The following is a 20,707-nucleotide window of genomic DNA, read 5'->3' on the forward strand; positions in this document are numbered from 1 at the left end:
CCGAAAGGCGTATCTTTTGAGCACAGGGTTTCGTTCGATCGGGCGTGCAGCCGTCGCTGCGCGTTGGGTGACGCGCGGCCTTGGGAGGGGATTATATGTTTGGTATGACTTCACATGCACGTTGCTTGTTGGGTGCCGCGAGCCTTAGCGCTATCGCAATCATGGGCATGGCCGCTCCGTCGCCCGTTTTCGCACAGGCGGCGGCCACCGCCAATATCAACGTGCCCGCCATGCCCATGGCCAAGGCACTCCAGGAGATCGGCGCGCAATCGGGCACCTCTGTCACCTTTGACCCCAATGCGGTCGAGCAGCTTACGTCCCGGCCCGTCCGTGGGGCGGGGTCCGCGCGCGAGGCCCTTCGGCAAGCGATCGACGGAACCGGTCTCGCGATCAGTCAATCCCCGAACGGTGCGTACGATATCGTCAGCGATATCGTCGTGACCGCGCGGCGAGATGAAGCCGAAACCAGTGTGCTCGTCCGGCAGTCGTCGACATCCGATCGCAATGGTCTGGGCCTGAGGGATCAGCCGCGCAACACGCAGGTGATTTCCGCCAAGACGATCGAAGAACAGCAGGCGCTCGACATCACGGATGTCCTACGCAACGCTGGCGGTGTTTCGGTGCAGTCGAACAATCCCAACACCGGCGCTAGCTATACGGTGCGCGGCTTCAGTGCGGCCGGGCTGGTGAACGGCCTCGCGGGCGGCTCGCAATATGGCGTGCAATCGGGTGCCAACCAGCCGGTCGCGAACATCGAGCGTGTCGAGGTGCTCAAGGGCCCCGATGCGCTGCTGTCCGGCTTCGGCAATCTCGGCGGCAACGTCAACGTCGTGACGAAGAAGCCCAGCGCCGAGGAGCGGCTGGCCGTTTCGTTCGACACCGGCTCGTTCGGGCTGGTGCGCGGCGTGATTGATGCCAACAACGCGATCACCGCTGACAAGAAGCTGTCGGGCCGCATCATCGCCAGTGCACAGACGATGGACCGCAATTACGGAGGCTATAGGGGGACGAAGGATTATCTCTTCGCGCCTTCGCTTCGCTACAAGGATCGCCTGACCGACATTGTGATCGGCGCAAGTCTTTCGAAAGCGAACGCGGGCATTGGCGCTTACACGCTGTTCGATAACCGGACCTTCCAAATCATCGACCGCGATCCCTCGGTGCCGATCTATTCGCCCGATCAGGGAATTCGCATTAACACCGACCGCTTCTATTTTGATGCGACACGCAAGATCACGCCCGGCATCGATCTTGTCGTGCGGGGCATGCACGACGAAAGCCAGCTAACGCTGCAGGTCTACCAGGTCGGCTACAACCGGGCCGGTATGCGCACGCTGGGCGTCGGCGGATCGCAGCAGCAAGGCAAGTCCGATGCGCTCGACAGCTTTGTCCGCGTCAGGGCGAACCTGGGTGACGCCTTGAAGGCCACTTTCAATGTCGGCTACAATTACAGCAAGGGCTTCACCGATCAAAGTAGCGGAACGACCTTCACCGTCATCAACAACCCGCCGCTGGGAGCCAACACCAGCCTTCCCGTCATCCCGTTCTCGCCCCTCGGCCCCGTGCAAATCCGGGCGGAGGGCAAGCAGCAGGGAGTCTACGGGCAGGCCCTGATCGAATTCTGGAAGATCAAGCTGCTCGGTGGGCTGCGCAAGAACTGGTTCGAGACGAGTACGCAGTTCTTTTTCCCAGGCGCAACGCCGCAACCGGTGCAAAAGAAAAACGGCACTTCGCCGAGTGGCGGCATCATCGTCGACGTCACCGCCGATCTTTCGCTATTCGCCAACTATGCGCGAGGCGAACAGGCGATCTTCAATCTCGATATCAACCAGAATTTCCTGCCGAACATCATCACCACCAACAAGGAAGCGGGCGTCAAGCTTGACCTGTTCGGCAAGCGCGCCACGATCAACGCATCTTATTTCGACATCCTGCAGGACAACACGATCCTCTTCAACCCGGTGCTGGGTGGGTTTACGTCGGAACCGGGCCAGCGCGGGCGCGGCATCGACCTGAACATCGTCGGCCAGTTGCTGCCAGGGTGGACGGTGACCGGTTCCTACACCCGGACCAAGTATAAGCAGCTGACCCCGACGGCCACGCAAAACACCGTTGCACGTCAGCCGCGTGATACGTACAGCTTCTATTCCAACTACCGAACCCGGATCGCCGATGGCGTGACGGGCGGAGGTTCTGTCGGGGTATACGGGCGGTCCAGTTCGTACGCCGATGTGCTCGGGCTGTATGTCGTTCCGGCCGCGCGGCAGATCGACGTCAACGGCTTCCTCTCGATCGCCGGCTTCGACTTCAACCTCGGCATTCGTAACATCTTCGATCGGCGCAACTACAACACGACGAGCGTCTTTAGCTACGTCCCGGTCGACGAACCGCGCAATGTGCGCCTGTCTATCACCAAGCGCATCTTCTGATAGTCTGCGCCGACCATGATGCCGCCCCCAGCCAATGTCGAAGAGACCCGCCGTGAGGCGGGTCTCCAGCCGACCCAGCCCGCTCGCGAACGCTTCGCGCACGCCTGGCGGCTGACGACACGCTACTTCGTGTCCGAAGACTGGAAGGCGGCGTGGCTCCTGCTGATCGCATATGCCGCCCTTTCCCTTGGCGGGGTCTACACGTTCATACTGCTGAACCATTGGCAGCGTGATTTCTTCGACTCGATCGAACAGCGGCAATCCGGCCTGTTCGTGGGGCTCATCTTCACCTTCCTGATGATCTCTGCGTTGCAGGTCGGGGTTATTGTCGTGAACAACCTGGTCAGTTGGACGCTGTCGATCCGCTGGCGAAACTGGCTGACCAAATGGTATATGGACCGCTGGTTTGCCCGCGACCGGTTCTACGAGATCGAGCGCCTGCGCATGATCGACAATCCCGATCAGCGCATCGCGGAAGACATCAAGAACTTCACGCTGGTCACGCAAGGCAATTCCCTCGTCGGAATTGCGGTCGGGCTGGTCGGCAGCCTCGTCAGCGCGATCAGCTTCGGCTATATTCTTCTCCAGACGTCTGGATCTCTCGTGATACCGATCGCAGGCTATAGTATATCGCTGCCGGGCGGTGACCTGATCTGGTTTTCGATCCTCTATGTTCTGTTTGGGTCGGTCGTCATCACCTGGATCGGCCGGCCCTATATCCGGCGCCGGATGCGCGAACAGCATTATGAGGCCGATTTCCGGGCCAACTTGATCCATGTGCGGCGAAACAGCGAACAGATCGCCTTTTCGCGCACGCAGGACACTGAGCGGGGCGGGCTGTTTGCGTCGTTCGCCAACATACGGCGGAACTGGTATCGCCTGATGTGGGCGAACATCGGCCTGAGCGCGGGAAGCAGCATCTACGAACGAGTCATGTCCGTGATTCCGCTGTTCCTGACGGTGCCGAAATTTTTCGCCGGCCAAATCAGCTTTGGACAGGTCATGGCGTCGCGCGACGCCTTTACCCAATTCAGCTCGTCTCTATCCTATTTTGTCCAGGTCTATCCCGGCTTGGCGGAGCAGATCGCGAATATCAACCGCCTCAAGGCGCTGGACGATTCGATCGACAATGAACGGCCGCGCGGTATCGCTTTTCGTCCCGGCGAAGCCGGCGAAGGCATCTCCATCCAGGTCGAAAATCTGGAGCTGCGCCGCCCGAATGGAGAGCCGCTCCTCGCCCTCGATGCATGGAAGGTTCGCGACGGTGAGCGCTGGGTGATCGAAGGGTCATCGGGCGCGGGCAAGACCACTTTGCTCCGGGCAATTGCCGGCCTGTGGCCCGATGGAGCAGGGTCGGTCGCGATGACCCGGCACGGCACCGCCATGCTGGTGCCACAGCGTCTCTACTTGCCGCTTGGCTCGCTGAAGAATGCGATCTGCTTCCCTGATCGGGCCGAAGATCATGATGACGAAACGATTGCGGCCCTGTTGGAGCAGGTGCGACTGGGTACGCATGTGGACGAAATGCACCAGGTCCGGATGTGGCAAGATGAACTGTCGCCCGGCGAGCAGCAGCGCGTCGCGCTGGCGCGTATCCTTCTTCAGCGCCCGACGCTGCTCGTACTGGACGAGGCAACCAGCGCGCTCGACGCAGACAATGCTGCGCATTTCTACCAAACGGTGCGCGGGGAGATGCCTCGCGCCACCATTGTCAGTGTCGTGCACAACGAGAAATTGGCCGCCTATCACACGCATCGCCTGCAACTGCATGATGGTCATGCCACCCCGTCGACGATCGAGGCGGACATATGAGCGAGTTGCTGACTCAGCGCGAGGCCGACTTGCGCGATGCCGCCGCGCTCGCGGTGGACCTCGCGGTCCGTCGCGGCGCCAAGGCGCGCGCATCGGTTCATCACGAAGGGTTCGCCAAGATCGCGGTGCGCCATGGCGAGGTCGAGACGGCCGAGCGCAGTGGCAGCCAGGGACTGGGCATCACCATATTCCACGAGGGCAGGCAAGGATCGGCATCGACGGCAGGGTTCGACCGCGGGGCGATCGAACGGGTGGTCGAGGAGGCGATGATGATCGCGGGGCATGTCCAGCCCGATGCAGATGCCGACCTGCCACCGGCGGACTGGCTTGCCTTTTCCGGCCCCGCACCCGAACTTTATGCCGACGGCCCGCGCAGTCCCGATGTGCTGCTGGACGCGGCGCAGGCGATGGACCGGGTCGCGAGTGAGATTGCAGGATCCGATACCCGGCTGCGGGCGGGCGAGTCCGTCGCAGTCGCAACTGAGGGCCTCTGGGCGCTGGCGACCAGCGATGGCTTCTGCCGCAGCATTCAACGCTCCAGTGACGCGCGCTGGTCGGTGATGCTGGCGCAGGACGAAGGTGGTAGCACCTCGGCTTTCTGCCAGTCGAAGGAGCGGCGCGTCGATGCGCTGCTGCCTCCTGCCATTGTCGTCCAAGACGCCGCCGACCGGGCGCGGCAGGCGCTGGGCGCGCGCACGATCGGGAGCCGGCGATGCCCCGTCCTGTTCGACCCGCGCACGGCGTCGACGCTAGTGAGCGAATTGGCGGGCGCACTGACCGGCAACGCCCAGTATCGCCGGATGAGCTTTCTTCCCGATCCGATCGGCCGCCGCATCGCGGCGTCGCATCTCGACCTCAGCGAAGATCCGTTCGAACCGCTGGGATTGGCCAGCGGCGGGTTCGACAGCGAGGGGATTGCCGGATCGCGGCGCGCGATCCTGCGCCAGGGTGTCGTTGAAGGGCTGTTCCTTTCGACCTTCTCCGCGCGCAAGCTCGACATGACATCCACGGGCAATGCCGATGGCTTCTACAATCTGCGCCTGACCAGTTCGGCTGCAAGTGGAGATTGGCAGGCGATGCTGGAGATGCTTCGCACCGGCCTCGTCGTGACCGAATTCCAAGGCGGTAAGACCGATCCCGCCAGCGGTAACTGGACGCAGGCGGTCAAGGGCTTGTGGGTCGAGGATGGCCGCGTGGTCCATGCCGTCACCGATGTGACGCTGGCCAGCAACATGTCCGCGATGCTGAAGTGCATCCGCGCGGTGGGCCTTGATGTCGAGCGACAGGGGGCGATCCGCACCGGGTCCATCCTGATCGATGACATGCAGGTGGGAGGCAAGCCATGAACGGTGGCGACCTTGCGACCGAGAGCGCCCGTGCGCGCCTGTTAGGCCCGGCCGGGCTGGATGAGGCGGCGATCGGCCGGGCTTTGGGCCATCTGGCTGGCGGCGGCGCGGATCTGGCCGATCTGTTCTTTGAGACGACGAGCCTGCGCACCTGGCGGCTGGAGGGTGGCCGCGTCACCAATGGCGGCTTTTCCATGCGTCAAGGCGTCGGCGCGCGGGCGGCGCATGGCGGCCATGTCAGCTTTGCGCATTCCGCCGATATGCGCGAAGACGCGCTTCAGGACACCGTCCGTGCGGTTCGCGCTTTGGCGCGCGATGGAGACCGGGCGGCGCACCCGCAAGGCATCGCTCTCGACCGTCATGCGGGCCGCCATAATCTCTATCCCGTCATCGACGCAGTCGCAGTCGAGGATGCGACGGCGTGGATCGCCCTGCTGGAGCGGATCGACCATCTCGCCCGCGCCCATGATCCCCGGATCGTCCGCGTCGATGCCAATGTCCGGGCGCAGGATACCTCCGTCCTCATCGCCAATGCCGACGGCCTGCTGGCGGGCGACGTGCGTCCGATGACCATCCTGGCGGTCATGATCGTCGCCGAAGCGGACGGACGGCGCGCGCGCGGTCAGGCTGGACTGGGGCGGCGTGCGGGGCTGGACGGCTTCGACGCCGCATCGGTCGAAACGATGGTCACTGCCGCCGTGCGCATGGCACTCCAGAACTTGGACGCGATTCCAGCACCCGTCGGCGAAATGCCGGTGGTGCTGGGGCCGGGCTATCCCGGCGTGCTCTTCCACGAAGCGGTCGGGCACGGGCTGGAAGGCGACCATCATCGCAAGCACCTGTCCGCCTTTGACGGCAAAGTGGGGGAGCGGATCGCCGCGCCGGGCGTCACGGTGATCGACGACGGCGGGATCGCCGGGCGGTTGGGATCGCTGGGTGTCGACGATGAAGGCACGCCGCCCGACCGCACCATTCTGGTCGAGGACGGCGTGCTGACCGGCCTGATGCAGGACCGGCTCAACGCCGGGCTGATGAATGCGCGGTCGACCGGTAATGGTCGCCGCCAATCCTATGCCCATCTGCCGATGCCGCGCATGACCAACACCTTCCTGGCGAACGGCCAGGCCGATCCGGCTGACATCATCGCCTCGATCGATCGCGGCATCTACGCGACCGAATTCGACGGCGGGCAGGTCGATATCGTCACTGGGCGCTTCAACTTCACGACGATCGAGGCCTGGCTCGTCGAGAAGGGCAAGCTCGTCGCGCCGGTGCGCGGGGCGACGTTGATCGGCGTTGGCCATGAAGCACTGCGTCACATCTCGATGGTCGGCAACGACCTGGCTTTCGACACCGGTGTGGCGACCTGCGGCAAGCAGGGCCAGACGCTGAACGTCAGCGTCGGGCAGCCGACGGTCCGCATCGATCGCATGATGGTCGGCGGACAGGCCGGTTGATTTCTCCCGAACTCTTATTTTCTCCAAAAGGATAATAGCATGCGTAACGCGACCGAGCAGGATTTCGACGACATCGTCATGAAGAACGACAAGCCGGTACTCGTCGATTTCTGGGCGCCTTGGTGCGCGCCGTGCAAGGCACTGGCCCCGACACTTGACGAACTGGCGGAGGAATATGCCGAAGAGATGGAGGTCGTGAAGGTCGATATCGAGGCCAACCCGGCGCTGGCGACGCGGTTCGGGGTGCGCGGCATCCCGCTGCTGATGGTCGTCAAGGACGGTGCAGAGCAGGCGCGGACCGTCGGCACCATCTCGCGCAGCCGGCTGGACGCCTTCGTCGAAGCCAATGTCGGAGCGGCGGGATGACCGACATCGCTTTTCTGGGCGATCCCGCGGTCAAGGCGCAGGCCCTCGCTCGCCTGCGAAGTCATATCGCGGCCGGCACGTTCGTCATTTTTCCTGCATGGGAGGACGGCAAGGCCAATGTGATCGGCGCGCTCGTCGAAGCCGACGACAAACAGGCTTTTGCGGAGCAATTTGGCTACCCGATCGCGCTCGCGACCGCGCTGGAAGCGATCGTCAACGCATTCAGGTTCGGGCCGGAGGCCAAGGATTTTGCCGAAGCTTTGCTGGAGCGGACCCCGGTCGGAGCGGACCTTTCCCGGGTCGTGCCGCAGGTACTCGTCTGCCTTCTCGAGCGACCGGACGTTGTCGCGCTGACCGCTCGACACGCCGAAGCTGAGCGTTGTCGACGGGCGGTCGTTGCGCTCCACCAGCGTCTGATTGCAGGCGAGGAACCCGATCGCAAGGAGTGGAAGTCCGCGCGTATGGCCTCTGTCGCCGCGAGCGACACCATCGCCGATGACATGTTCCCGCACTTGGCCAGCCTGATCACAGAGGCGGCGGCATGGCCCGGGACGATGCGCAGCGTACTGCACGACACACTAGGCGCTTGTGGTCGATTGGAGATCCAGCAGATGATGAATGCCATCGGTTGGACGGACGCGGACGAGAGTCGCGTCTTCAAGATCCGGGAACAGGCGGAGGTGGATGGGCGCATGGCTGAACTGGAAGGTCTCGACCGGGTGCTCGCCCTGCTCGACCACGACGACCCGGAACTGGCGCGCGGTTTCCGTGAGCGGCTCGAACATTTCGGGAAGCTTGGAGAAACCTACCGGACCGTCGGGTGGAAGGTCATCGAACTTTTCGAACGGGCGCCGATACCCGCCTCGCCCCGCGAGAATGTGGTTTAGCGGGAAACATCGGACATGAGTAGCGACGCGATGCCGGAAACCCGGCACAGCAGGGTCCTGATCATCGGGTCGGGGCCAGCCGGATACACCGCCGCGGTCTATGCCGCCCGTGCCGCCTTGGCCCCGATCCTGGTCGAAGGGCCGCAGCCAGGCGGCCAGTTGACGATCACCACGGATGTCGAGAACTGGCCGGGCGACGAAAGCGTCCTCGGTCCCGACCTGATGGCCCGGATGGGCGATCAGGTGCGCAAGGCCGGCGTCGATGTGGTCTGCGATCTGATCGTCTCGGTCGACCTGTCCTGTTCCCCGTTCCTCGCCATCGGTGATCGCGGCACGCACTATACCGCCGGTACGGTCGTCGCGGCTACGGGCGCATCGGCGCGCTGGCTGGGACTCGACAGCGAGACCGCCTATCGCGGCAGGGGCGTGTCGGCGTGCGCGACGTGCGATGGCTTCTTCTATCGCGGCCGTGTCTGCGCCGTCGTCGGTGGCGGCAATACGGCGGTCGAGGAAGCGCTGTACCTGACCAACTTCGCCGAGAAAGTCTTCCTCATCCATCGGCGCGATGCGCTGCGCGCCGATCGCACCAATCAGGCGCGGCTCGCGGCCAATCCCAAGGTCGAGATGATCTGGAACGCCGAGGTGGCTGAGGTCGTGGGTGACGGAACGGTGGTGACGGGCATCTCGCTGCGCGACACACGCGATGGTACGGTATCGCGTCTGCCGGTCGAGGGTCTGTTCGTCGCGATCGGTCACGATCCTGCCACCGCGCTGTTCAAGGGGCAGCTCCAGATGGACGACGAAGGCTATATCCTGGTCACCCCCGGCTCGACGGCGACCAGCGTCCCGGGCGTGTTCGCTGCCGGCGACGTCCAGGACAAGCTGTTTCGGCAGGCCGTCACGTCCGCCGGCATGGGCTGCATGGCGGCGCTGGAAGCGGAACGCTTCCTGGCGGGGCAGAGCAGCCATGCGATCGCCGCCGATGGTGCCGATTACAGGCTTCTTGCCTGAGAAGGTAGACGGACATGCTGACTCGATCGGCCGGAGCAGTTCCCCCCAAATGAATGAGATGACGATGAACCCTTTGCTCAATACCCTGGACTTGCCGCGTTTCACCGATATCCGCCCCCATCAGATCGAGGCCGCGCTCGATAAGGTTCTTGCCGATCATCGGGCGGTGGTGCGTTCGCTGGTCGAGACCAAGCCGCGCAGCTTCGCCGAGGCCTGGATGCCGTTGGAGCGGGCGGAAACCGCGATCGCGGGCGTCTGGTCGGCGGTGTCGCATCTCCACGGCGTGGGCGACACGCCCCAACTGCGCGCTGCCTTCGTGGCCGGGCAGGCGCGGCTGGTCGAAAACCATCTGCAGGTCATGCAGAATGAGGCGGTGTACGACGTTCTGGTCGCGCTGACCACGACGAGCGAGTTCGCCGCGCTGCCCGACGCCGATCGCGCGGCGGTGGAGCATATGCTCCGCGACTTCAGGCTGTCCGGCGTGGCGTTGGATGATGCCGATCGCGCGCGTTTTGCTGAGATCTCGGTGGAATTGTCGAGCCTCACGACCGCGTTCGGAAACGCCGTTCTCGACGCGACCGATGCCTGGTTCGAACATGTCGAGGATGTGGCGCTGCTCGCCGGTATTTCCGACGCCGACAAGGCGATGTTCGCCGACGCGGCCAGCGCGAGCGGTCTCGAAGGGTGGGTCGTCACGCTGCAAATGCCGAGCGTGAACGCGATCCTGACCTTCGCGGAGGATCGTGGATTGCGTGAACGGGTGTATACGGCGTCGGGCACGCGAGCATCGGACCAGGGACCACATGCTGGCAGGTTCGACAATTCGGAGCGGATCGCGGCCATCCTGGGATTGCGGCGCGAGGCCGCCAAACTGCTGGGTTTCACCGATCCGGTCGCATGGTCGCTGACCACCAAGATGGCATCGAGTGGCGAGGACGTGCTGTCCTTCCTGCGCGATCTGGGACGCCGGGCCAAGCCGGCGGCCGAGCGGGAGTTCGCTTCGCTGGCGGCCTATGCCGCCGAGCATCTTGACATCGCCGATCTCCAGCCCTGGGACGTCGCATTTGTATCCGAGCGGCTGCGCAAGGCGCGCTACGCGGTCGACGAGCAGGAAGTGCGCGAATATTTTCCGGTCGAGCGGGTCATAGCAGGGTGGCAGCAGCTTCTCGACCGCCTGTTCGGCATTCGTCTGGTGGCGCGTGAGGATGTCGCCGTCTATCATCCCGACGCCTGCTATTATGATGTGACGGACGAGAAGGGCGAGGTGTTCGCTGGTGTCTATGTCGACCTGCATTCCCGACCGGGCAAGCGCAGCGGTGCGTGGATGGCACAGGCGCGGCCGCGCCTGAACGACGGCAATGTCCGGCGCGTCCCCGTCGCCTATCTCGTCTGCAATTTCTCGCCCAGGACCGACGGCAATCCGTCGCTGCTCAGCCACAAGGAAGTGGTTACCTTCCTTCATGAAACGGGGCATTGCCTGCATCACCTGTTCACGCGGGTCGATCGCCCGGGGATCGCGGGCACCAACGGCTTCGAGTGGGATGCCATCGAACTGCCGAGCCAGCTGATGGAGGATTTCGCCTGGGATCGGGAGGTGCTGCGCGGCATGTCCGGCCAATACCGGACGGGGGCTCTGCTCCCCGACGCGCTGTTCGACAAATTACTTGCCGCGCGCCAGTTTCTTTCGGGCATGTTCATCGTGCGCCAGGTCGAATTCGCGCTGTTCGACCTGCTGCTGCACCTGGGTACATTGGGCACCGATCCGATGGACGTGGCGGAGGCCGTGCGCGACGAGGTTGCGGTGGTTCGGCCGCCCGCCTGGCATCGCTTTCCGCACGCTTTCACCCATATTTTTGCGGGCGGCTATGCGGCCGGCTATTACAGCTATCTCTGGGCCGAGGTGCTGGCCGCGGACGGCTTCCAGCGCTTTGTCGAGGCCGGCTTGATCGATCGGTGGGCGGCGGTGAAGTTTCGCGACGAAGTCCTGTCGCGCGGTGCCAGCCGTCCAGCGGCGGAGAGCTACCGGGCGTTCCGCGGCCGGGATGCGGATCCTCGAGCAATGCTGATCCGGCACGGACTGTTGGACGATGCGGAGTGCGTGCCATCATGACCGGTAGCCGCGACGATGTCGACGAAGCCCTGATGGAGTTGACCTTCTATGACGGCCGATAGCAGCGATACCGCCGCGCGCGCCTGGCGCGCGGAAGCCGTTCGCCGGATCGAGGCGGATTACAACCGTTCGGCCGACACGCATCTCATCCGGCTCGATCTGCCGAGCCATCCCCGGATCAAGCTGTATCTGAAGGACGAGAGCAGCCATCCGACCGGCAGCCTGAAGCACAGGCTGGCTCGCTCGCTGTTCCTCTACGCCTTGTGCAATGCCTGGATCGGATCGGACACCTGCGTCATCGAGGCGTCGTCGGGATCGACTGCCGTCAGCGAAGCCTATTTCGCTCGCATGCTGGGGCTGCGTTTCATTGCCGTCGTGCCTGCCACCACCGCTGCGCCGAAGCTCGATGCGATCCGCTTCCACGGCGGCGAAATCCATGCCGTGGACGACCCGCGAACGGTGTACGACGTCGCGCATCGCCTCGCTCGCGAAACGGGCGGCCATTATCTCGACCAGTTCACCTACGCGGAGCGCGCGACCGACTGGCGCGGGAATAACAATATCGCTCAAAGCATCTTCGCACAGATGTCGGCGGAGGAATATCCCGTGCCGACATGGGTGGTGTGCGGCGCAGGCACCGGCGGGACCTCTGCCACCATCGGTCGCTACATCGCCTATCAGCGCCATGCGACGCGGCTTTGCGTCGCCGATCCGGTTCACTCGGTTTTTCACCGTCACTTTGCGGATCGCACCGCGCTTGCTCTTCCGGAGGGCTGCGCCAGTCGCATCGAGGGGATCGGTCGACCGCGCGTCGAGCCCAGCTTCATCCCGTCCGTCATCGACCGGATGATCGCGGTCGATGACGATGCCAGTATTGGCGCGATGCGTGCGCTGTCTGGCCGCCTCGGCCGCCGGGTGGGAGGATCAACCGGCACCAACCTCGTGGCATGCGCGCAGCTGATCGACGAAATGTCGGCCAGGAACGAGCATGGCTCGGTCGTGACACTCCTGTGCGATGGCGGCGAGCGCTATGGATGCACCTATTATGACGACGACTGGCTGGCAGAGCGCGGCGTGAACTGGAGGCCGCACGAACTTGCGATGGATAATCTGCTTTCTGGCGATTAGCGGCCCGCATCTTCTTAAAGACACCGAGCCGACGCTCGCCCTCACGATTGGGCCGGGGCGGCATCCGCCTATTGCCGATCTACTAAGAAGGGGGCGGGGGTCGTCGCTCTGAGGATCAGGAGACAATTTTCGTCAGCTGTGGTTGGCCGCCGCGTCCAGATATGGCGGAGTGGTCTCGTGTCCGCCGCTTTCGAAGATAGCTACCCGAAACGCAGGCGTCACAATCTCATTTTTAGTGGCCGAATTTTATCGCGCGGATTTCGCAGCTGTGACGTGACCCCCTGGTTTCCACCAGCCGGGATCAGAGCCCAGCCGCTTTTGCACTGCTACCCAACCTTGGACCATGCGGGTCTAGAGTTTTCCGCCTTACTCACATCCGGTGGGCTGGTTGCACCGGCTGAGTTTGCCAGCCGTATCGGGGGTATATTCCCGATCGCGCTGTGCGGTCGCTCTTCGTTGTAGTGTCTACGCCACGCCTCCAGCTTTTCGCAAGCGTCTTGCAGTGACAGGAACTAATGTGCGTTCAGGCAAGTGATTTTCGTCAAGGTTTGTTGCTGTTCGACCTTTGCCATTTCACCGGAATGCGCAGATCGGTGACACCGTTGGCCTCGGCTTTATCGAATTGACCGGCACGTATGGTGACCTGGATCGAGGGCAGCAGCAGCTCCGGCACCGCCAATTGCGCATCGCGGCTCTCCCGCATCGCCACAACCGAGAAGATCGGCTTTACCCCCAATATGATGACGAGCTTCGCGGCAAGTCCGATCGCCTTTAACGCATGGGCCGCCCTGCTCGGATCGTTGAGCAAGGCGCTCGGCGTAAAAGCGCGTGATAGCATCGGCCTAGCCGTCTCCGAAGTGAATGGCTGCGATTATTGCCTGACGGTGCACAACGTCGATGGTGACGCAACTCGCGCGCGAGCTTGGCGCCTATGTCATCGGCACGGGGCACGCGGCCGACCGACAGGCCGTCCTCGAATTCGGCGCCAACGAGTTCATCGACCTCGACAATGCGGTGCTGGAGGATGTCGGTAAAGTCGACCTGGTGTTCGAACCGATCGGCGGCGATATTGGCAAGCGGTCGGCGCGTCTGGTTCGATCCAGAGGAACGCTGGCGTCGATCGTCGGCCCGGCCGAAGAGCAACCGAGCGAGGCCGTGGCGTTCGATTTCGTCGTCGAATCCGATCGCGACCAGCTGACCGATATCATTCAGCGGGTGCGCGATGGAAGACTGCGGACGGACATCGGCACGATTGCGTTGCTTGACGACGCCGATGCTGCTTTCAATCCGACTGGGGATCGCCTCATTCCCGTGGTACCGCCTGCTTGTCTACAGTTGGGTTCACCCCGACATTCGATCAGATATTCTGATCCTGAGCTCGAGTCGCTGGCATATCGCCCGGACGAGCGCCTTGTTCGCATCCCGTTGCCAAGCCAGCACCAGTTCGGCCTCTTCTCGGAATTCCTCGATGGGCCGAAACACGATCTCGCCCACGCCAAGGTTCGCTATCACCCGCGGGGCGACAAGGACGCCGTACTCGGCGGCCACCAATGTCATGGCAGAGACGAAATCGCGCGTCTTCAGAACTCTTGAATTTGGAAATCCACCGCGCTCCGACAGGCGGTCGATCGTTGTGTCAAAATCTCCGCCGTCACCGAACTGCGGAAATATGAGCGTTTCCGACGCAAGCGACGCCAAGGATATCTTGGTTTGTCTGGCCAGCGGATGGCATGACGCCAACCCAATCAACAAGGGATCGCGATGGACGATCATCGTTTCGACGGAAGCGGGGTATGTCGCGCGCGGGCGGATGAACCCGATGTCCAGTGCGCCATCCTCGAGCGCGGCGAGTTGCTGCGGCGTGTCCATCTGGTCGATCGTAACGGTGAGTTCGGGCAGTTCGACCCTGATCGCGCGAAGCGCCGCTACCAGCGTTCCGCCAAGCGCAGCCGAGAACACATAGCCTATATGCGCCGGGCCCGCTTCTCCACGGCCCGCCATGCGCCCAATCTGCTCGGCGCGAGCAGCCTGTGCGACCACGAGGCGGGCCTCGGTGAGAAACGTCTGTCCGGCGCGGGTCAGTCGCACATTTGATCGCCTGCCGCGATCGAGCAATCGCGTTCCGAGACGATCTTCCAATCGCTGGATGTGCGCACTGAGCGCGGATTGCGCGAGGCCGAGCCGTTCGGCGGTCCTGCCGAAGTGAAGCTCCTCCGCCAGGGCGATAAAATAGCTAAGGGAACGCGTTTCGAGCATGATTTGATCTGATTATCAGATCAAAATGGCAAGTTAAAGTAATTGAAGAGATCATAGGGGTCGCCGATGGCAGCGCCAGAAAAGGAGAGACTGCGATGGCGGCGTTCGATTGGGAAGATGCGTTTCGGCTTGAAGACCAGCTGACCGAAGACGAGCGGATGATACGCGACACGGCGCGGCGATATGCCGAAGAAAAGCTTGCTCCGCGGATCGTCGAGGCCTTCGAGAAAGAAACGGTGGATCCATCGATCTTTCGCGAAATGGGAGCCCTCGGGCTGCTGGGACCCACCGTGTCTCCCGACTATGGCGGGGTCGGCGCATCCTATGTCGCCTATGGTCTGATCGCGCGTGAAATCGAGCGCATCGATTCAGGCTATCGCTCGATGATGAGCGTCCAGTCGAGCCTGGTGATGCACCCCATAAATGCCTTTGGCAGCGAAGAGCAGAAGAAGCGCTACCTTCCCGCGCTGGCCTCGGGCGAAGCTATCGGCTGTTTCGGGCTCACCGAGCCCGATGCCGGGTCCGACCCCGGCGCGATGCGCACGCACGCCGTAAGGGTCGATGGAGGATATAAGCTCTCGGGGACCAAGACCTGGATCAGCAATGCCCCGATCGCGGATATATTCGTGATCTGGGCCAAGTCCGATGCGCATGGCGGCGCCATTCGCGGTTTCGTCCTCGACCGCGACCTGCGCGGACTTTCGACATCCCGGATCGAAGGCAAGCTCAGCTTGCGTGCTTCGGTAACCGGGATGGTCATGATGGACGAGGTCTTCGTGCCCGAAACGTCTATCCTGCCCGGGGTCGAAGGGCTGAAAGGGCCATTTTCATGCCTGAACCGCGCACGCTACGGCATCGGATGGGGCGCAATGGGTGCGGCGGAGTTCTGCTTCTCGGCCGCGCGCAACTACGGCCTTGACCGCGTCCAGTTCGGACGGCCGCTCGCCGCAACGCAGCTGTTCCAGAAAAAGCTGGCCGACATGCAGGCCGATATCGCGCTTGGCCTTCAGGCAAGCCTGCGCGTTGGGCGCCTCATGGACGAGGATCGCTTCGCTCCGGAAATGGTGTCGATCGTCAAGCGCAACAATGTCGGCAAGGCGCTCGATATCGCGCGAGCAAGCCGCGATATGCACGGAGGTAACGGAATTTCGGGCGAATATCATGTGATGCGGCATGCGATGAATCTCGAAACCGTCAACACCTATGAGGGCGCGCACGACGTCCACGCTTTGATCCTCGGGCGCGCGATAACCGGTATCGCTGCCTTCTGAAGATGTCCGGTTTGCCTGAGAATCTTGGCCCGTGCCGAGAGACCGGCGACGGCCGATGTTATGACAGCAGCCGGTAGACGTCGGGGCGGATATCGTCGGCGAGCCGAAGCACGTCGGCCAATATGGTCTTGTCGAGCGCTGCCGCCGATGCGGCCATGGCGGCCTCGTCTCGCCACCGTTCCGCAAAGAGCATTTCGCATCGCGTTGCATGACGCTCGATATCGATCTGCTCGCAGCCCTCGATAGCCCGAACCGACAGAGCCAGCTTATCAAGCGCGCTCTGCATCGCGCCTTCGTCTTCAGGCCTGAACCCGAGCGTGTAACGCTTCACGATCATCATCCGAGGCGCTCCACCATCTGACCTGCCAGGATATCGAGGTTGATATCTTCGGGTGTCAGGCCGCCGACCTCGATGGTGACAGGGGGATGCGAGGAGTTGATTGTCACGCCGAGCGGCGTGGGCCAGCCGCGCAAGGCATGCGAGATCGTGCGCAGGGTGGCGAGGGTCGAACCCGCCGCCTGCCAGCCATAGGCGCAGGCGATGCAACCGACGGGCTTGCCGTCGAAATAGGGCCGGACGTCGGCGGCGAGATCTTCGGCATAGTCGAGCGCATTCTTGACGAGGCCCGAGATCGTGCCGTGATAACCGGGCGACGCAATCACGATCCCGGCACAGGTGCGCATCCCGTCGACGAGGATCGAGGCGCGGCTGTCACGGTCCGACTGCCCGGGTTCATAGAGTGGGACCATGAGATCGGGCCCGGCCAAGCACAGGGTTGCCACCCCGCGTGCCTCTATCCGGGCCAGCGCGGCGCGCAATATCCTTTCGGACGAGGAGCCTGGCCGCGTCGTTCCTCCGATACCCAGTATGAACGGCGTCTGCATCAGCCCGCGGCCTCTGGCCGCTTGGCAAGCTGGGCAACCGCGGCGGCAATGCCCGCCGCAAGCGCCTCGGGAATCTCATGGCCCATGCCCTCGATCAGTCTCAGCTGGGCGCCGGGAATGAGCGCGGCCAATTCCTCGCCACCCTGGTGCGGGATCAGCGGATCCGCTGTTCCATGGATAACCAGAGTTGGCGCCCTGATGCCCTTCACCATCGCGCTGCGGTCGCCATCGGCGAGGATTGCAGCGCGCTGGCGAACATAGCCGGACGGGAGATGGGCCCGCTCGATCTCGGCGGCGACCCGGGCCCTGAGGCGCGCCGGGTCGGGCGGATAGGCCGGGCTGCAGATCACCAGCGCGTTGGCGATCGCCTGCTCGACGAGGTCTCCAGCGCCGGCTTCATCGCCGCCCTTTTTGGCCATGAACGCCTGTGCTTCGGCAGACGGCGGGGGCAGCGCCGGGTTTCCGGTCGAGGTCATGACGAGTGTCAGCGTGTCCACGCGTTCGGGATGGCGGGCCGCAAGATGCTGGGCGATAAATCCGCCCATCGACACCCCGAGGATATGTGCGCGTTGAACGCCGAGATGGTCGAGCAGGAGAACCACGTCATCGGCAAGGTCGGTGAGCCGATAGGCGAGGTCGGGCTTGCCGCCCGATCGCAACAACCGGAACACGGCCTTGAGGTCTGGCGCAGGCCCATCGGCATAGTTGCGCGACAGTCCCGTATCTCGGTTGTCGAAGCGGATCACCTGGAAGCCGTGGCCCACGAGAGTCTGACGGAACTCGGGGGACCAGCGGATCATTTGCGATCCGAGGCCGCAGATCAGCACGAGCGGCAGGCCTTCTCCTTCGACAGCATATTCGATGGGTCCGTGCGGCGCGGAAATATTTGGCATGTCGTGATCCGTGGACTGAGAGGGGTGATCTGGACGATGGCGAAGGCAAAATTGCGCTATGCCGGGACCCAGTGGCTGAGGTGGGGCGGGACAGGTTCCGCATTGCCGGTAAGTGCAGGATCGATCTCTGTCCGGCGGAAGACGCCGGCCGTATGGAGAGACCGTATCAGCTCGGCGTCGAGACCAACCGCTTCGAGAATCGCTTCGCCATCGCTTCCGAGCGACGACACGCTGGGTGACGGAGGATGGCCCGCGGATATGGCAGGTCCGGGTACAGGCACCTTGGTCCCGTCCGGATAGCGAACGTGATGGACGGCGCCCGACCCCTTGGCCATTTCTTCTTCGAAGACGGCGCGCGCGGAGCGCATGATGCCGCAGGTGATACCCTTCGCCTGAAGGGCTGCCATCGCGTCATGCGCGGTCATGCTCGCCATGAAGCGTTCGCCGGCCTCGACCGCCGCATCGCGCAGGGCACCGTCGGCGTAAAGGTCGGGAACCTCGGTCATCCCGCGCGGAGCCCATTCGGGATGCCCCACCAGCTGCGAATAGCCGCGCCACATTCCAGGTGTAATCGCAGCCACGAAGAGCGTTCCGGTTTGCGTCGCGAAGCGATGAACGAAGCGTGTCCCGGCGCGAATTCGGGAGCGTGTCGGGTCGAGGTTCCACAAACCCATCATCGCGATCTGATGTCCGAGGTAGGTCGTCATCACGTCGAGCATGTTCATCTCGATAAGTCGCCCGCGACCGGTGCGCTCGCGCTCGGCGAGCGCCGTCGCGGCAGCGAAGGCGGCGTGTGCGCCGACGCTGTGATCGGCGAACAGGATCTGGCTGAGAACGGGCGGCCCGTCCTCGTGTCCGGTCATCTCGGCAAGGCCGCTCATCGCTATGATCGTGCCGTCGAACGCCGCATAATCGCGCCAGGGTCCGTCGACATTATAGCCCGTGACATGGACCATCACTGCGCGCGGATTGATAGCCTGGAGATGCGCATATCCAAAACCGAGCCGCTCGGGGACGCCGGCCGTATAGTTGGTCACGACGATGTCCGCCCAGTGAAGCAGCGGATCGAGAGCCAGAGCTGCGCGCGCGTCGCTGAGGTCAAGCGCGATGCTCTGCTTGCCGCGATTGTGGCAGGCGTAGAACATCGAGTCGCCGATCTGTCCGGCGCGGGTGTTGAGGCGCGACGGGTCGCCGCCGAGCGGCTCGACTTTGATGACCTCGGCCCCCTGATCGCCGAGCATCTGGGCGGCGTGGGGTCCCGCAATATAGTGCCCGATCTCGAGCACATGGATGCCGTCAAGGGGGCCGGTCATGGATGCACCGGGTTCGGGCGGGTTTCGCGCGGAAGCGCTTGTTCGTCGGTGGCCGGGGTTCCGATCTGCGCCGCGGCATATTTCTCGCCGAGCCTGCGCAGATTCTCCTCATGGAGCTCTTTGCTGATACGGTAGCGCGACACGAATATCATCGCGATCAGGATGAGACCGCCGTAGATCGGGATATAGAGAAGCGCGAGGGAATCGAGCTGGCGCTCCGTCACCGAGCCGACGGGCGTCTTCATCGAGAAGCCGACCGCGGACAGGACCATACCGGCGACGAACACCCCGATACCCGAAACAAATTTGCGAAACAGGTTGTCGGCCGAGAAGAGCAACCCCTCGGAGCGGCGACCGGTCTTCAGCTCGCTGTCCTCGACGATGTCCGAGATCATTGCCGGAACGAGGACTGCGCCAGCGATGAGGAGGATCTGCGTCACGACATTTTCCACCAGGAGAACCGGGAACACGATCCAGTGATCGTTCCCGGGAAGAATATCGACGACGCGAAGCGCGAGCGGTAACAGGGTGACGACCATAGCCGAGAACCAGACGAGGAGAGTTGCACGCTTCTTGCCGAGCCATGCCGCGAGCGGCGGTGCGATCAGGACGCCGACGAGGCTTCCGGGCACCTGCGCGATCGTCAGGATAGCGATCTGATCCTGGTCGAAGGCCCAGAAGTAGAGATAGAAATAGACTTCCATCGCGGCGCGTGCGCCGATCGCGGCCATGTAGATCATTCCCGCGATGGCCATGAAGACAAACGACGCGTTGTTCAGGGTCGCAAAGATTTCGCTGAACGTCGTGCGGAACGTAAGCTTGCGCTCCGGAGGCTGACGAAGATAGACGATGCGGTCGTGCGTCCCGGCGGCGGACGCGATGATGACGATGAAGATCATCGCGGCCGCGACCAGTGCATAGAGCGAATAGCCGCCGCGTTCCGTCACGCCTCCTGCGCTCTCTGCCATGAAGTAGCGATAGCCCGAGAGCACCATGAGCAGCCCGCCGCAGGTCTCGAAAGCCTTGCGCCAACTGATGAGCTTCGTGCGCTCGTTATAAGCCGGGGCCAGTTCGGGCCCGAGTGCCGCATTCGGGAGTTCGAAGAATGTGTCGAAGGTCCGCACGACGAGGAGGCAGGCGAGCATATAGACGAACAGCTGTCCGTGGTTGAATCCCAGGGGCGGGTTCCAAAGCAAGTAGAAGGCGACCGCCAGCGGCACGGCCGCTGCGTACATGAAGGGGTGGCGGCGTCCGATCCGCGAGCGGAAATTGTCGGAGACCTGTCCAATGATCGGATCGACGATCGAATCGTAGATCGTCGCGATCAATATCACGGTTGCAACCATCGCTGGGGGAAGGCCGACGGCCTGGTTGTAGAAGATGAGCAGGAACGCGGTGAAGCTGCGCGTCTTGATCCCGGTCGATACGGATCCGACGCCGTAGAGCAGTCGATGGCGCAGTGTCAGTGGCGGTGCGATAGCCGCGGCCGGGTCTTGGGCGGCGTTCATGCGAATTTCTCTAAAGCATTGGCGAGGCGCGGCCC

General features: G+C 63.3%; 16 protein-coding genes and 3 pseudogenes. 11 read left to right on the plus strand and 8 right to left on the minus strand.

The genetic code is table 11. The features are described 5' to 3' along the window. Nucleotides 1–167 precede the first annotated feature (167 nt). Genes AC3A43_RS16610 through AC3A43_RS16650 form a run of 9 tightly spaced genes read left to right on the plus strand, consistent with a single transcriptional unit; the run spans nucleotide 168 to nucleotide 12,546 of the window. Entirely contained in the window at nucleotides 168–2,429 is a 2,262-nt protein-coding gene (locus AC3A43_RS16610; RefSeq protein WP_487793651.1) for a TonB-dependent siderophore receptor, read from the plus strand. Between the two features lie 15 nt (nucleotides 2,430–2,444). After that, nucleotides 2,445–4,241, plus strand: a complete 1,797-nt coding sequence (locus tag AC3A43_RS16615) for an ABC transporter ATP-binding protein/permease (RefSeq protein ID WP_487793652.1) — start codon at nucleotides 2,445–2,447, stop codon at nucleotides 4,239–4,241. Further along, complete coding sequence (locus tag AC3A43_RS16620; RefSeq protein ID WP_487793653.1) at nucleotides 4,238–5,587, plus strand: TldD/PmbA family protein; 1,350 nt, start codon at nucleotides 4,238–4,240, stop codon at nucleotides 5,585–5,587. The genes AC3A43_RS16615 and AC3A43_RS16620 overlap by 4 nt, the downstream gene beginning before the upstream one ends. Beyond that, nucleotides 5,584–7,044 (plus strand): TldD/PmbA family protein, encoded by a 1,461-nt coding sequence (locus AC3A43_RS16625; RefSeq protein WP_487793654.1) that lies wholly within the window; start codon nucleotides 5,584–5,586, stop codon nucleotides 7,042–7,044. Before AC3A43_RS16620 ends, AC3A43_RS16625 begins: the two co-directional genes overlap by 4 nt. Before the next feature lie 39 nt (nucleotides 7,045–7,083). After that, a complete protein-coding gene (trxA, locus tag AC3A43_RS16630; protein WP_487793655.1) occupies nucleotides 7,084–7,410 on the plus strand; it encodes a thioredoxin in 327 nt (108 codons plus the stop codon). After that, complete coding sequence (locus AC3A43_RS16635; protein ID WP_487793656.1) at nucleotides 7,407–8,297, plus strand: hypothetical protein; 891 nt, start codon at nucleotides 7,407–7,409, stop codon at nucleotides 8,295–8,297. Before trxA ends, AC3A43_RS16635 begins: the two co-directional genes overlap by 4 nt. A 30-nt stretch (nucleotides 8,298–8,327) precedes the next feature. Further along, nucleotides 8,328–9,308 (plus strand): thioredoxin-disulfide reductase, encoded by a 981-nt coding sequence (gene trxB / locus AC3A43_RS16640; RefSeq protein ID WP_487793790.1) that lies wholly within the window; start codon nucleotides 8,328–8,330, stop codon nucleotides 9,306–9,308. Continuing rightward, on the plus strand, nucleotides 9,280–11,418 hold the full coding sequence (locus AC3A43_RS16645) for a M3 family metallopeptidase (protein ID WP_487793657.1): 2,139 nt from the start codon (nucleotides 9,280–9,282) through the stop codon (nucleotides 11,416–11,418). The genes trxB and AC3A43_RS16645 overlap by 29 nt, the downstream gene beginning before the upstream one ends. Nucleotides 11,419–11,466: 48 nt before the next feature. Further along, entirely contained in the window at nucleotides 11,467–12,546 is a 1,080-nt protein-coding gene (locus AC3A43_RS16650; RefSeq protein WP_487793658.1) for a PLP-dependent cysteine synthase family protein, read from the plus strand. Nucleotides 12,547–12,872: 326 nt separating this feature from the next. Here AC3A43_RS16650 and AC3A43_RS16655 read toward each other — a convergent pair. Next, a pseudogene (locus tag AC3A43_RS16655) lies at nucleotides 12,873–13,076 on the minus strand (integrase core domain-containing protein); the annotation flags it as partial. 11 nt (nucleotides 13,077–13,087) lie between these two features. Beyond that, a pseudogene (locus AC3A43_RS16660) lies at nucleotides 13,088–13,255 on the minus strand (MBL fold metallo-hydrolase); the annotation flags it as partial. A 188-nt stretch (nucleotides 13,256–13,443) separates the two neighbouring features. Here AC3A43_RS16660 and AC3A43_RS16665 point away from each other — a divergent pair. Then, a pseudogene (locus AC3A43_RS16665) lies at nucleotides 13,444–13,818 on the plus strand (zinc-binding dehydrogenase); the annotation flags it as partial. A 69-nt stretch (nucleotides 13,819–13,887) separates the two neighbouring features. Here AC3A43_RS16665 and AC3A43_RS16670 read toward each other — a convergent pair. Then, a complete protein-coding gene (locus tag AC3A43_RS16670) occupies nucleotides 13,888–14,802 on the minus strand; it encodes a LysR substrate-binding domain-containing protein (protein WP_487793659.1) in 915 nt (304 codons plus the stop codon). A 95-nt stretch (nucleotides 14,803–14,897) separates the two neighbouring features. Between AC3A43_RS16670 and AC3A43_RS16675 the strand changes: the two genes are divergently transcribed. Next, nucleotides 14,898–16,073: an acyl-CoA dehydrogenase gene (locus tag AC3A43_RS16675; protein WP_487793660.1), complete on the plus strand. Its 1,176-nt coding sequence runs from the start codon at nucleotides 14,898–14,900 to the stop codon at nucleotides 16,071–16,073. 58 nt (nucleotides 16,074–16,131) lie between these two features. Here the strand turns inward: AC3A43_RS16675 and AC3A43_RS16680 are convergent, their stop codons facing one another. The 5 genes from AC3A43_RS16680 to AC3A43_RS16700 are packed head-to-tail and all read right to left on the minus strand — an operon-like array spanning nucleotide 16,132 to nucleotide 20,672. Continuing rightward, nucleotides 16,132–16,413, minus strand: a complete 282-nt coding sequence (locus AC3A43_RS16680) for an antibiotic biosynthesis monooxygenase (protein WP_487793661.1) — start codon at nucleotides 16,411–16,413, stop codon at nucleotides 16,132–16,134. Continuing rightward, complete coding sequence (locus tag AC3A43_RS16685) at nucleotides 16,410–16,958, minus strand: NADPH-dependent FMN reductase (protein ID WP_487793662.1); 549 nt, start codon at nucleotides 16,956–16,958, stop codon at nucleotides 16,410–16,412. The genes AC3A43_RS16680 and AC3A43_RS16685 overlap by 4 nt, the downstream gene beginning before the upstream one ends. Further along, on the minus strand, nucleotides 16,958–17,851 hold the full coding sequence (locus AC3A43_RS16690; RefSeq protein ID WP_487793663.1) for an alpha/beta fold hydrolase: 894 nt from the start codon (nucleotides 17,849–17,851) through the stop codon (nucleotides 16,958–16,960). The genes AC3A43_RS16685 and AC3A43_RS16690 overlap by 1 nt, the downstream gene beginning before the upstream one ends. A gap of 56 nt (nucleotides 17,852–17,907) precedes the next feature. Continuing rightward, nucleotides 17,908–19,164 (minus strand): CaiB/BaiF CoA transferase family protein, encoded by a 1,257-nt coding sequence (locus tag AC3A43_RS16695; RefSeq protein WP_487793664.1) that lies wholly within the window; start codon nucleotides 19,162–19,164, stop codon nucleotides 17,908–17,910. Next, a complete protein-coding gene (locus tag AC3A43_RS16700) occupies nucleotides 19,161–20,672 on the minus strand; it encodes an MFS transporter (RefSeq protein WP_487793665.1) in 1,512 nt (503 codons plus the stop codon). The genes AC3A43_RS16695 and AC3A43_RS16700 overlap by 4 nt, the downstream gene beginning before the upstream one ends. Nucleotides 20,673–20,707 lie beyond the last annotated feature (35 nt).

This window comes from Sphingopyxis sp. Soil_C_28, assembly GCF_057657055.1.